A 12,573-nucleotide genomic window follows, 5' to 3' on the forward strand; every position below is an offset into this window, starting at 1 on the left:
GATCGCAGGGCCGGAGATCTTCTCCGGCCTGTCAGGGCTGAACGGCGATTATTCTAAGGAGTATCGATGCAGGATTTCCTCACATTAACCCTCAACGGGCACAGCCCTGCGCATTCGGAAGGGCAGAATGCGCATCTGAGCTGGCGCTGGATTGACGTGGGTATTCTTGAACTGACGCCGAATGAGACGGTGTCGATGGCGCTGGTGGTCTCCGCGGGCATTCATGGTAATGAAACGGCCCCCGTAGAGATCCTCGAGCAGCTTCTCGAGCCGCTGTTGCGCGGTGAGCAGCCGCTGTTAACCCGCTTACTGGTGATTTACGGCAATCCGGCTGCGCTGCGCCAGAATAAGCGTTATCTGCACGGCGACATGAACCGCATGTTTGGCGGCCGCTGGCAGCAGTATGAGGATTGCCCCGAAGCGCGTCGTGCCTGGCGGCTGGAGCAGGCAATGGAAAACTTCTGGCAGGCGGGTGAATATGAAGAGGTGCGCTGGCATATCGACATGCACACGGCAATCCGTGGTTCGTATCACACCCGTTTCGGTGTGATGCCGCTGCGTGAGACGCCGTGGCCTGAAACCTTTATGGACTGGCTGGCCGCTGCCGGACTGGATGCACTGGTGTTTCACCGGGCACCGGGCGGGACGTTTACGCATTACAGTAATCAGCATTTCCAGGCTGCCAGCTGTACGCTGGAACTGGGTAAAGCGTTACCCTTCGGTGAGAACGATCTGAGCCAGTTTGCGGCTTCTGCGCAGGCGCTGCACGCATTGATCAGCGGCGGCGCATTACCTGAGGTGGCAGAGCCGCCACGCCGCTATCGCGTGTCACAGCAAATTACCCGGCTTTCCGAAAAATTTGTATTACATATGAGTCCTGAGACGCTGAACTTCACCGCTTTCCCGCAGGGGGCGCTGTTGGCGGAAGATGGCGATAAGCGCTATTACGTCCAGCAGGCGCAGGAATTTGTTCTGTTCCCGAACCCTGCTGTCGCCACGGGCTTACGTGCCGGGCTGATGCTGGTGGAAGACAGTGCGCATAACGAGGCGCTGGGATCGACGTTACCCTAAGGGAATGCGATAGAATGCGGCCGGACCACGGTCGCACTTTTATTGCGCTCTGCTGGTGTGGTTCATTGCACAGTAACAGGTAAAGACGCTAACTTTTTCCTTCCGCTATTCTGCCTTCCGTATTACACTTCTCCATAATCTCTGCATAAATCCCCGTAAATTCATACTCTTTTGCAATTCCTCACCGAATCCTTCGCATTGTCTCCATGATTGGCGATAGATTGTCTTTTATGCTTTCACGGCTTTACTCTGCCTCTGAGTACTTGACGTTCAGCGTCGTAAACTTGCTTTCGACATCACGACAACTGAATTGCCACAGACTGAAATATAAGGACAATATTATGCGTAAATTATCTTCTTTCGTTGTAGCCGCTACACTGGCCTTGGGTACTGCTGGTATCGTTCATGCCGCAGCGGATACCTTAACCCCCCCGCCAGCGGGCGCTGAAAAACCGATGATGCATAAGCCACCACGCCATGGCGGTATGCATGAAATGTTCAAGGGGCTGAATTTGACGGATGCGCAGAAACAACAGATGCGCACCATTATGAAAGAGTCGCACAAAGAGATGAAGCGTCCTTCCCTGGAAGAGCGTCGTGCGATACACAGCATTATCGCAGCAGACAGCTTCGACCGGACTAAAGCGGAAGCCCAGGCAACGGAGATGTCGGCGAACGGCAAAGCGCGCGCACTGTCGATGCTGGAAACGCAGAACAAACTGTATAACGTGCTGACTCCTGAGCAGAAAAAACAGTTTAATCAGAATTTTGAGAAACGTCTGACAGAAAAACCACAGCATGAAGGTAAAATGCTTCCTGCAGACGACTAAACCTCGCTGACATAGATTGGAGACCGCGACGGCGTCTTCCAGTCGTGACCGATCCCAGATACAGCCAGTTATTGATCACATGTATGGCCAGCACTGAAGCCGTACGGCTTCCAGCGCGGCCAGTAAACGCTGCTGATGTTCCTCGGGTGGCTCTTTACCGCAGCAGGCACCTGCACAGCGCTTCAGGGCAAAACGAAAGCAGGCTCGTCCTTTGCTTAACGGCTCCAGACCCAGCAGGCCGTAACAGAGCTGTTGTTCATCGGCGATCTTCTGCAGCGTAGCCAGCGCAGCGCGGCGATGTGCATACAGACCAAACAGATTCGATGTATGGGAAAAATCGACCTCTTTGGCATAGACTACGTCGGGCCGACCCTCACGGATTTGCAGTGCGCAGAGCTGGCGGTTTTTGCGCAGGCGCTTATTAAACAGCGGTTGCTGTAGCTTGATCATCTGTGCTTCCAGCAACAGAGCGCCCATCTCTCCGGCGGTAGGAATAAAACTGATGCGCCTGGCCTGATACAGCATTCTTGCCTCGGCTGGGGTGCGCAGGTGCGACAGCACGCGGCTGCGGATATTGACACTTTTGCCGATATAGAGCGGCAGTCTGTCGCTTTCGCCGTGGAAGGTATACACACCGGGCAGGGCGGGGAGACTGGAAAGCCACGGACGGAGTTGCTCGGGGTATTGGTAGAGGGTTTCTGCCTCGAAAACAGGGCGACGGCTGGCTATTTTTTTTGTCACTCACGACTCCACTTACTGGTTACTTGTACAGTGTAGCAGTGAATGCAGGGATGAAAAAGCAGCGGGGTGGCAGGATGCCGCCCCGCTGAGGGTTATTTCTTCCAGAAATCGTCGAAGACGGTGATCGGTGGGCGACGTTTATGCTCCGTTTTCAGATACCAGCTTTCAATGGTTTTCGCCGCGCTGGCATCGATCGTTTCGCCTTGAAGATAACGATCGATCATCTCATAGGTCACGCCCAGCGCGACTTCATCCTGCAAACCTGGACGGTCATCTTCCAGGTCGGCCGTAGGCTGTTTCAGATAGAGATGTTCCGGGCAACCCAGCGCTTTCAATAGCTGTTTTCCCTGGCCTTTGTTGAGACGGAAAATCGGGTTAATGTCCGTACCGCCATCGCCATACTTGGTGAAAAATCCAGTGACCGCTTCGGCAGCATGATCGGTACCGACCACCACACCTGCTGTCATACCCGCGATGCTGTACTGAGCTTTCATACGCTCACGGGCTTTCTCATTACCACGAATAAAATCAGACAGCGTAATACCTGCCTCGCGCAGTGCCTGCTCGCTGGCCTGCACCGCCGCCTTGATGTTAACTGTCAGTACGCGGTCTGGCTGGATAAACGTAATCGCATCCTGGCAATCTTGCTCGTCAGCCTGAATGCCGTGCGGCAGACGTACGGCGATAAACTGGTAAGTCGTATCGCCGGTTTCGTCACGCAGTTCGTTGATGGCGGTCTGGCACAGTTTTCCGGTTAACGTAGAGTCCTGACCGCCGCTGATCCCCAGCACGAGCGTTTTCAGGAACGGATAGGTTTTCAGATACGACTTGAGAAACTCTACGCTGGTGCGAACTTCTTCACGGGCATCAATAGTGGGTTTGACGCCCAGCGCCTTGATAATGTCCTGTTGCAAAGCCATTGACCTCTCCTCAGATTCAGCGCCGACAGACGGCGGCCAGATGCATTTTTGTCTGTTAAAGCTAACCTGCATGGCGCGAAACAACAAATACTTATTCGCGCCACACGCTGATATATCAGGCGTTTTTCGGTTTCACTGCCAGCAGGGTAAACATCAATATGGCCAGCATATAGCAACCGAATATGGTGGCGGTCATGGTCAGTACCGATGTGCCGCCAATGCCAGTTACCGGCACGCTGATGCCGCCCAGGGTAAACATGGTGACGCCAATCACCGCTGAGGCGCTGCCCGCCCGGTGGCCCTGGCTTTGCATCGCCAGCGATGACGCGGTGACGGAAATGACCCCGTTACTGGCCACGCTAAAGAACAGCGCGACCAGCACCAGCGGCAGAGCCGCGCCGCTTAAACCTGCCAGCAGCAAACTACTGGATGAGATAAACGCCAGTGTCAGACCACCTTTCAGCACCCGGTATTCACCCCAAAGCGGGCAGAGACGGGCACTGACCTGTGATGCAATTATCAGGCCGACACCGTTCGCAGCAAAACATAAACTGAAGGCCTGCGGCGACAGTTGGTAGATTTGTTGCAACACGAAAGGGGAGGCGCCGATGTAAGCGAACATGCCGGACATCATAAAGCCCTGAGTCAGGCAGAATCCCATAAACGGACGATGAGTGACCACCTGACCTAAGGCGGCCCACGCAGAGAAGATACTGCCCTGGCTACGTCGTTCCGGGGGCAGAGTTTCATGCAGCTTGATACGTGCCAGAATAAACAGCAGCAGTGCGATGAGTGCGATGACCATAAACAGGCCCCGCCAGTCGAGGAAGGCCATCAGTGCGCCACCCATCACCGGGGCGGCAATCGGGGCCAGTCCGTTCACCAGCATCAACAGGGCGAAGAAGCGGGTTAACTCGTGCCCGCTATACATATCGCGAGCGATAGCACGTGACAGAACCGCGCCGCCGGCGCCGGACAATCCTTCAAACAGGCGTGCCAGCAGAAGCTGGTGGATATCCTGCGCCAGCGCACAGCCGATCGATGCCACCAGCAGCAATACCAGTGACAGCAGCAAAGGACGAATGCGGCCATATTTATCACTCAGGGGCCAAGGCATAGCCAAGACGTTTGAAGGTGTAGAGGCGCTCGGGTGAGGCTTTTTGCGGTGTCAGCCGACGATAAGAGGTGCCTTCAACCATCACGGCGAGGATCTCGACGCTGGCCCGAACCCGTTCGGCACTGAATTCGGGATGCAGGCGGGCAACTTTCTGACAGGCATGGCTGAACATGCGCTCATCAGCATCAGCTATCATTTGTGCCACGCGCGGGTTACGGGTGGCTTCGGCAGCCACTTCCACCATCAGCGCTTCATCATCTTCATCCTGAGCTTCACGCCATGCCAGCATCTTGCCAGATGAATATTGCTGCTGGTGGGAGCATCTCCTGCACACGGAGTCATAATTCGCTTACGATTTCCTGGATAATCGCATCTTTATTGGTGAAATAACGATAGCGCCATACTGGCGGCATGAAAACCATGCTGACGGAAACAGCGACGGGCAGCGATAATGATTTCATCCTGGCGCAGACGATGGCGGGCATCACGGGCTTCTGTTTGTAGGCTCACTGGTGCTCCACTGTCAGGTAAAACGGTCCTGTAAACGCGGATGACGCAGATCAGGATAGTCAGTGCGAATGTTCATTCTCAATCTGTAGATTATAAGCACCCTACGGAGGTAACTGATAATAATTTGACGCCAAAAAGTTGAAAAATCTGTATTTCTATTCCAGGCTTAACGTTACACGGATAAGACACGAGGAAGAATAAATGCGTAAAATGACGGGATTGATAGGTGCCGCAGTAGCACTGGCTGTGTTATCTGGTTGTACAGCTTACGACCGCGCTGAAAGCTATGCGACGAAACCAGTCGTACAGGATGTGAAAAAAGGTATGACGCGTCAGCAGGTTCGTGATATTGCCGGCCCACCATCAACCGAAATTACGATGGTACATGCGCGTGGTACGTGCCAGACCTATGTGTTGGGTGAACGTGACGGCAAGCAGCAAACCTACTTCGTTAGCTACGCTGACACCGGTCGCGTAATGAACTACGGCTTCCAGAGCTGTAAAGAGTACGATACCGATCCTCAGGTTAATCAGTAGCAGATTGTCTGAATAAAAAGAGGCCACATCGGTGGCCTTTTTTTATACGGAGTTTTCTTCTGTCGTTTATGCCGGAACACTTAATGCTTTCTGGCTGCGTGACCAGATGCGGTGCATCGCCAGTGCCGCGACAAAATCGCTCATTAATTTACCTTCCGCTTTGCTCTCCGTAATAATGCCTTCCTCCTGTTCGTCGTCAGCCAGACCAAAGTGCGCCGCAAAGCGCCGTGCATCTCCACTCAGACCGATCACTTTCAGGTGTTTATAAGCCTCCAGAAGGAAATAGCACGCATCGCCGCGCAGCAGCAGCGCATCGATATTGCCATCCGGAACGATGACAGCATCAAAAGCGAGTGAGGGCAACGCGCTAAAGGTGCCATCCACGGGAAGTGAGGAACCATCGCTGGCGGTCACCTCGCCCATGTGCGCCGCCAGCAGTTTTGCATGTACGCCATGTTGTTTAAGTGCCAGAAAAATAGCCAGCGTATCAGCAGCATCAACGCCATCGCTGACAAACAGAGCAACCTGCCGGCCTTTGATATTGCCGCTGGGAACAGCATAAAGGCTCAGGCTGGCATCTTTTTTCAGACCATTAATGTCCTTAGGAGGGGCGGTCTGCATCTGCTCATCGGACAGCGTCACACCCAGATGTTCAGCCACACCGGTGGCGAGAGAGATATCAATATGCGTCAGCTGATCCACCACGCGTTCGCGGATAGCACTACTGCTCACCTTACTTAATTCAAAGGAGAAGGCTTCAATAATGTGCTGCTGTTCTACGGGCATCTGGCTGAGCCAGAACAGCCGTGGCTGAGAGTAATGCTCATCAAATGTGGGGCTGCGCTCACGGACTTTATGACCCTCAATGCGTTCCTGGTAGCTTTCGAATCCACCCCGCTGAGCCGCAGGAGGGGTTTCCCTCGGCCAGTTGTCATTAATCGAGTTAGGTTCGTAGTTGGCCGGGTTGGTATCGATATCCATGCGATGCATACCCTGACGCTGAAAGTTGTGATAAGGACACACCGGGCGATTGATGGGAATTTCGTGGAAGTTAGGCCCACCAAGACGACTGATTTGCGTATCGGTGTAAGAAAAAAGGCGTCCCTGAAGCAACGGGTCATTGGTGAAGTCCATGCCAGGAACGATATGGCCTGGATGGAAGGCGACCTGTTCAGTTTCGGCGAAGAAGTTATCCGGGTTACGGTTCAGTACCATCTTGCCAATCAGCTCTACGGGGACCAGTTCTTCAGGGATCAGCTTGGTGGCATCCAGCAGATCAAAATCAAAAGCAAACTCATCGCTCTCTTCTACCAGCTGTACGCCCAGTTCGTACTCAGGGAAATCACCGGCCTCAATAGACTCCCACAGATCACGACGATGGAAATCCGGATCGCGGCCGCTGAGTTTCTGGGATTCATCCCATAGCAGTGACGCTTTACCTGCCACCGGTTTCCAGTGAAAACGCACAAAGGTGGCGTGACCTGCGGCATTGATAAAGCGGAAGGTGTGAATACCAAAACCTTCCATAGTGCGATAGCTGCGCGGGATGCCACGGTCGGACATTGCCCACATAACATTGTGCAGGGTCTCGGGCTGAAGCGAGACATAATCCCAGAAACTGTCATGAGCGCTACCGCCTTGCGGCATTTCATTATGCGGTTCGGGCTTCACTGCATGGACAAAGTCAGGGAATTTGTGCGCATCCTGAATGAAGAAAACCGGGGTATTGTTACCCACTAAGTCGAAGACACCTTCATCGGTATAAAACTTGGTGGCGAAACCGCGAATATCGCGCACGGTATCGGCGGAACCCGCACCGCCCTGAACCGTTGAGAAACGGACAAAAACGGGGGTAACAGTATCAGGTGAGGTCAGAAAACTGGCTTTAGTGATATCACTCATATCACGGTAGGGCTGGAAATAACCATGTGCAGCCGAACCGCGCGCATGAACAACCCTTTCCGGAATTCGCTCATGGTCAAAATGGGTGATTTTTTCGCGCAGAATGAAGTCTTCGAGCAGGGTTGGGCCTCGAGTCCCTGCGCGCAGTGAATTCTGGTCATCCGCGATCCGCGTGCCCTGATTGGTGGTCAGGGGCTGATTTTTTCCGCTCTTGCGAAAGGGGTCAAGTGCATCAACTTTAGTGTTGGCAGGTGAGGAAAGGTGGCCGCTATCCGGGCGTTCGTTTTTTTTTGACATAATACACTGCTCCAGTGACGGGCTTTCGGGTACCAGTAACTATAGAACAGTGAGCGGTATACGCCTGCAAAATGGAGGGATAAGTCAAATTGATGGCAGGAAATAAAAAAGGGCCGGCAGGATACCGGCCCGTAAACGGCAATTAACGGTGAGCTAATTCGGCTTCGTTATCCGCATCGGTATTCAAAATCTTCTTATCCGTTTGCTTCAGCCACTGACTGGTCAGCGTTCCGGCAGTCATGGAGCCGTTAACGTTCAGCGCAGTACGCCCCATATCGATCAGCGGTTCGATGGAGATCAGCAAAGCGACCAGGGTGACAGGCAGGCCCATCGCCGGCAGTACGATCAGAGCAGCAAAGGTGGCACCGCCGCCAACGCCTGCCACACCCGCAGAACTGAGGGTGACAATGCCTATCAACGTGGCAATCCACATCGGTTCGAACGGGTTGATGCCAACGGTTGGCGCAACCATCACTGCCAGCATGGTCGGATAGAGACCGGCACAGCCGTTCTGACCGATAGTGGCACCGAATGAGGCGGCAAAGCTGGCGATGGATTCAGGAATACCCAGACGGCGGGTTTGAGCCTCAACGCTCAGCGGGATAGTGGCGGCACTGGAACGGCTGGTGAAGGCAAAGGTAATCACTGGCCACACTTTGCGGAAGAAGCGCAGTGGATTTACACCGTTAACCGACAGCAGCAGGGCGTGCACGGCGAACATAATCGCCAGGCCAAGATAGGATGCCAGCACGAAGCTACCCAGTTTAATAATGTCGCTGAGGTTGGATGTGGCGACGACTTTGGTCATCAGCGCCAGCACGCCGTACGGCGTCAGCTTCATAATCAGGCGGACCAGCTTCATCACCCACGCTTGCAGCGTATCGATGGCTTTCAGAACACGCTGACCTTTTTCGGCATCATCCTTCAGCAGTTGCAGCGCGGCAACACCGAGGAAGGCCGCGAAGATCACCACGCTGATAATTGACGTCGGATTGGCACCGGTCAGATCGGCAAACGGATTCTTCGGAACAAAAGAGAGCAACAGCTGCGGCGCACTGAGGTCAGCAACTTTGCCGACGTAATTATTTTGGATCGCAGCCAGACGCGCACTTTCCTGCACACCCTGCACCAGCACCAATGTCAGCAGGCTGATTTTACCCAGTGATGACGCGTTGTGCAGACGGGCAACTGCGCTGAGGATAGAGGCAAATACCAGCGGCATAACAATCATTTGTAACAGCTGAACATAGCCGTTACCGACGAGGTTAAACCAGCTGACCGACTCTTTAATGATCGGGCTGTTTTCGCCGTAGATCGCGTGAAGGGCCAGCAGCAGCAGCAGGGCGACAAACGCCACAAGGTTAATGATTAGCGGAAAGTTCATTCCCATTTTCTCCCAATAAATACGGACTACAATGTCGCCATGCTGGTGACAATTAATTTTTGACGCGCAGAAAGTAAAAACAGTGGCGGAATGGTATCAGCTACTTATGGTGCAGCCTTATATCCAGATGGAATTATTTATAACTTTTCGGTGTTATTTGAACACTTAATCAACCCTTCGTTTATTAATTAATCGCTCAATGTGATATTGCGCGGAGCTGACCACCTGGTTTGTCCAGCCGGATGCACCAAAAGGTAGCGAGCTGGGGGGGAACCAGATGGCATAGCCGACTAAAACCAGGCACAGGGCGCGCTCCAGCTGATTGCCTTTTTGGCTGTTCAGCACGGGCAAACGAAAGCGCCAGCGACAGGGCCAGAGCAGCGGCACGCCAGCGGGTGTCAGCATGTCGGCGACGATGTGGCTCAGATAACCCAGCACCATCCCCTGAAAAGCATCCGCTGGAATCAGCCAGGCGTCCGGGAGCTTTAACTGCAACAGGGCAACGCCCCCGACGACTGCCAGCAGGCTGTGGGTGAACCCCCGGTGGCCAAACGCACGGGCGATAGGATGCGATAGCCACCTCAGGCGCTGGCCCAGAAACGACTTCGGATGGTCGATATCGGGCAACAGGCAGGTCAGCAACGTAGCGGGGATAATGTGCCACCAGTCTGCGCTGGCCAGAACGGGAGTGAGTTCGGCACGTTTCGCAAAAATTGCACTGGCGATGGCAAAAATAAGATGGCCTTCGGCCGTCATGGGAGTACCTGGCTGCATAACTGTCAATGCATCCAGTATAGGGAATATATACAGTAGAATAAATATGTGACGCTGTAACGAAAGATAAATAATTTGGCATTAATCGTGCGGTGAACAAAGCGTGAGCGGCTTTTGTTCACCGCAGCGCATTAACGTGCCAGCCAGCCACCGTCTACCGCCAGCGTATAGCCATTGACGTAGTCAGCGGCCGCAGAGGCGAGAAATACCACCGGGCCCATCATATCGTCACTTTGACCCCAGCGTCCGGCAGGGATGCGATCCAGAATTTGCTGATTCCTGTCTTCATCGTCACGTAGCTGTTCCGTGTTATTGGTGGCCATATAACCGGGGGCGATGGCATTGACGTTGATACCATACTGCGCCCATTCATTGGCCATCAGGCGCGTGAGCCCCATCACGGCGCTTTTTGACGCCGTGTAGGACGGCACCCGGATCCCCCCCTGATAAGAGAGCATTGAAGCGATATTGATGATTTTACCCCCACGCCCCTGGCGAACAAACTGGCGGGCTACCGCCTGTGAGAGGAAAAACAATGTCTTGCTGTTAACGTTCATTACGTCATCCCAGTCACGTTCGCTGAAGTCGAGCGCGTCTGCCCGGCGAATAATCCCGGCATTGTTGACCAAAATATCTAACTGTGGGCAGGCGGTCAGCGCCTGATCCATCACGCTCTCAAGGCAATGGCTGTCGGAAAGGTCTGCTGTGATGCTGACAAACCGTCGCCCGGTGGCCATGACTTTTTGTGCAGTCTCGCTGGCAGAGGAGCGATTAACACCAATAATATCGCATCCTGCCTGGGCCAACCCAAGCGCCATTCCCTGACCAAGACCGGTGTTACAGCCGGTAATCATGGCCACTTTGCCTTCAAGATTAAATGTGTTCAGGATCATCGTGGCTCCTTATAGATAAGTGGGCACGCGCCATGGCAGAGATGACATAACGGATATGCGCGAGCCGGTTAACGGAGCATAGGCAGAAGCGGGGATGAATTCAACAAAAATGAAACGATGTTTTATTTATTTTGACGGCAATGAGTGAAAATAAAAAACCAGGCGGACGTGTTGCCGCCTGGTACTGACTCAGCGTCCGTGCAGATGCTGTGCTGTAAGCTCTTCAAGGCTGGCGAGTTTTACGTCAGCCAGTGACCAGCGCAGATCGGCGGCATGAGCGGCATCCGGGACGACGATAGAGCGCATACGTCCTGCTTTGGTGGCGATCATGCCGTTAAATGAGTCTTCCAGCGTCACGCAGTTGAGCGGATCCACGCCCAGGCGGGCGGCTGCATCCAGATAGACCTGCGGGTGGGGTTTACTGTAAGGCAGCGCCTCTGCCGAGGCCAGGACCTCAAAGTACTGGCGCAGGTTGAACATCTCCAGCACACGTTCCAGCATAAATAGCGGTGAGGCAGACGCGAGGCCGATCTTCAGTCCCTCGGACTGACAGAGCTGTAATGCCTGTTCAACACCGGGCAGGAGCGGCCGGGTTTCTTCGACCAGACTCAGTGCCCGTGCGATGACTCGCTGGGTGACTTCGGCCTGGGAGGGGCCTTTCCACGGCAGGTTTTCATACCACATGCGTACCACCTGATCGATACGCAGACCCAGCGCATCCGGCATTTCACCGCGACGGCTGAGGTCAACATCAAGGGTGGTTAAGATATCCAGCTCGGCTTGTTGCCACAGGGGCTCGGAATCAATCAGCAGACCATCCATATCAAAAATGGCGGCGAGTACAGGGCGGTGATAAGACATGCTACGGCTCCATTTAACAGTTTATGGCAGCTTAGCACGAAGTGTTGATGAAAAAATTATCATCGCGGCAGGCTGTCTGTGTAAACCTGGCATTAACTCTGCATTTTGCAGGCACTTTTATGTCACTACAGGTAAACTGACAGGCAGACAACAGATGGACTGGAGAAAGCATGACATATCAACAGGCTGGCAGGGTTGCGATTATAAAGCGCATCGCGGGCTGGATTATTTTTATTCCCGCGTTGTTATCGACGCTGATTTCACTGCTGGGTTTTCTGGAAAAGAGTCGTGAGCAGCGCGAAGGTATCAATGCGGTGATGCAGGATTTCGCCCATGTGATGATTGATATGATCCGCTTCAATACTGGTTTTCTCTCTGGCTTCTGGGCAAATTCGCCCATACCGGATTTTAATCAGGGGACGAATGTCCTGTTCTGGATAATTTATGTGCTGATTTTTGTTGGTCTGGCGTTACAGGCCTCGGGAGCACGTATGTGGCGGCAGACGCGTTTTCTGCGTGAGAGTCTGGAAGATCAGATGATCCTGGAGAAAGCGCGCGGCACAGAAGGGCAAAGCCGGGAACAGCTGGAAGCAAAAATTGTGGTGCCACGGCACACGATTTTCCTGCAAATCTTCCCGCTCTACATCCTGCCGGTGATCATCATAGTGGCCGGATATTTTGTGTTGAAACTGGCTGGCTTCATCTACTAAGCCAGCCCTCATACCCACGTTTGCGT

Annotated in this window: 9 protein-coding genes and 4 pseudogenes; 4 read left to right on the plus strand and 9 right to left on the minus strand. The window is 53.7% G+C overall.

Annotation, left to right across the window (positions count from 1 at the left end):
• Positions 1–66: 66 nt before the first annotated feature.
• Positions 67–1,071 (plus strand): succinylglutamate desuccinylase, encoded by a 1,005-nt coding sequence (gene astE, locus WH277_RS16300; protein ID WP_159337226.1) that lies wholly within the window; start codon positions 67–69, stop codon positions 1,069–1,071.
• Positions 1,072–1,412: 341 nt separating this feature from the next.
• Complete coding sequence (gene spy / locus WH277_RS16305; protein WP_159337225.1) at positions 1,413–1,901, plus strand: ATP-independent periplasmic protein-refolding chaperone Spy; 489 nt, start codon at positions 1,413–1,415, stop codon at positions 1,899–1,901.
• Positions 1,902–1,941: 40 nt separating this feature from the next.
• Here spy and cho read toward each other — a convergent pair.
• The 4 genes and pseudogenes from cho to WH277_RS16325 form a co-directional block, all read right to left on the minus strand.
• Positions 1,942–2,642 (minus strand): annotated as a pseudogene (cho, locus tag WH277_RS16310) (excinuclease Cho); the annotation flags it as partial.
• A 92-nt stretch (positions 2,643–2,734) separates the two neighbouring features.
• Positions 2,735–3,562: an ammonia-dependent NAD(+) synthetase gene (nadE, locus tag WH277_RS16315; RefSeq protein ID WP_133845336.1), complete on the minus strand. Its 828-nt coding sequence runs from the start codon at positions 3,560–3,562 to the stop codon at positions 2,735–2,737.
• Between the two features lie 115 nt (positions 3,563–3,677).
• Positions 3,678–4,670, minus strand: a pseudogene (locus WH277_RS16320) (Bcr/CflA family efflux MFS transporter); the annotation flags it as partial.
• Positions 4,660–5,189 (minus strand): annotated as a pseudogene (locus WH277_RS16325) (TetR/AcrR family transcriptional regulator). The pseudogenes WH277_RS16325 and WH277_RS16320, both read right to left, overlap by 11 nt.
• Before the next feature lie 201 nt (positions 5,190–5,390).
• Between WH277_RS16325 and osmE the strand changes: the two are divergent.
• Positions 5,391–5,726, plus strand: a complete 336-nt coding sequence (osmE, locus tag WH277_RS16330; protein ID WP_133845331.1) for an osmotically-inducible lipoprotein OsmE — start codon at positions 5,391–5,393, stop codon at positions 5,724–5,726.
• A 66-nt stretch (positions 5,727–5,792) separates the two neighbouring features.
• Here osmE and katE read toward each other — a convergent pair.
• The 5 genes and pseudogenes from katE to hxpB all read right to left on the minus strand — a co-directional run.
• Positions 5,793–7,922, minus strand: a pseudogene (gene katE / locus WH277_RS16335) (catalase HPII); the annotation flags it as partial.
• Positions 7,923–8,067: 145 nt separating this feature from the next.
• Positions 8,068–9,309: an L-cystine transporter gene (locus tag WH277_RS16340; RefSeq protein ID WP_339505965.1), complete on the minus strand. Its 1,242-nt coding sequence runs from the start codon at positions 9,307–9,309 to the stop codon at positions 8,068–8,070.
• Between the two features lie 165 nt (positions 9,310–9,474).
• Positions 9,475–10,065, minus strand: a complete 591-nt coding sequence (locus tag WH277_RS16345; RefSeq protein WP_133845325.1) for a metal-dependent hydrolase — start codon at positions 10,063–10,065, stop codon at positions 9,475–9,477.
• 149 nt (positions 10,066–10,214) lie between these two features.
• Entirely contained in the window at positions 10,215–10,976 is a 762-nt protein-coding gene (gene kduD, locus WH277_RS16350; protein WP_133845323.1) for a 2-dehydro-3-deoxy-D-gluconate 5-dehydrogenase KduD, read from the minus strand.
• Between the two features lie 189 nt (positions 10,977–11,165).
• On the minus strand, positions 11,166–11,837 hold the full coding sequence (hxpB, locus tag WH277_RS16355; RefSeq protein ID WP_133845321.1) for a hexitol phosphatase HxpB: 672 nt from the start codon (positions 11,835–11,837) through the stop codon (positions 11,166–11,168).
• A gap of 170 nt (positions 11,838–12,007) precedes the next feature.
• Here hxpB and WH277_RS16360 point away from each other — a divergent pair, with 170 nt between their 5' ends.
• Positions 12,008–12,547, plus strand: coding sequence for a YniB family protein (locus WH277_RS16360; protein WP_159337223.1), 540 nt, complete (start codon positions 12,008–12,010; stop codon positions 12,545–12,547).
• The last annotated feature ends 26 nt before the right edge of the window (positions 12,548–12,573 follow it).

Origin of the sequence: Erwinia sp. MYb416 (assembly GCF_037479575.1) — a bacterium.
In the GTDB taxonomy this organism is placed as follows: Bacteria; Pseudomonadota; Gammaproteobacteria; order Enterobacterales; family Enterobacteriaceae; genus Erwinia; species Erwinia rhapontici.

Bases quoted from the DNA above. Each gene is read 5' to 3' on its own strand.
- spy (WP_159337225.1), top strand. From the start codon at position 1,413: ATGCGTAAATTATCTTCTTTCGTTGTAGCCGCTACACTGGCCTTGGGT.
- WH277_RS16345 (WP_133845325.1), bottom strand. From the start codon at position 10,065: ATGACGGCCGAAGGCCATCTTATTTTTGCCATCGCCAGTGCAATTTTT.
- WH277_RS16360 (WP_159337223.1), top strand. From the start codon at position 12,008: ATGACATATCAACAGGCTGGCAGGGTTGCGATTATAAAGCGCATCGCG.
- WH277_RS16340 (WP_339505965.1), bottom strand. From the start codon at position 9,309: ATGAACTTTCCGCTAATCATTAACCTTGTGGCGTTTGTCGCCCTGCTG.
- nadE (WP_133845336.1), bottom strand. From the start codon at position 3,562: ATGGCTTTGCAACAGGACATTATCAAGGCGCTGGGCGTCAAACCCACT.
- astE (WP_159337226.1), top strand. From the start codon at position 67: ATGCAGGATTTCCTCACATTAACCCTCAACGGGCACAGCCCTGCGCAT.
- hxpB (WP_133845321.1), bottom strand. From the start codon at position 11,837: ATGTCTTATCACCGCCCTGTACTCGCCGCCATTTTTGATATGGATGGT.
- kduD (WP_133845323.1), bottom strand. From the start codon at position 10,976: ATGATCCTGAACACATTTAATCTTGAAGGCAAAGTGGCCATGATTACC.
- osmE (WP_133845331.1), top strand. From the start codon at position 5,391: ATGCGTAAAATGACGGGATTGATAGGTGCCGCAGTAGCACTGGCTGTG.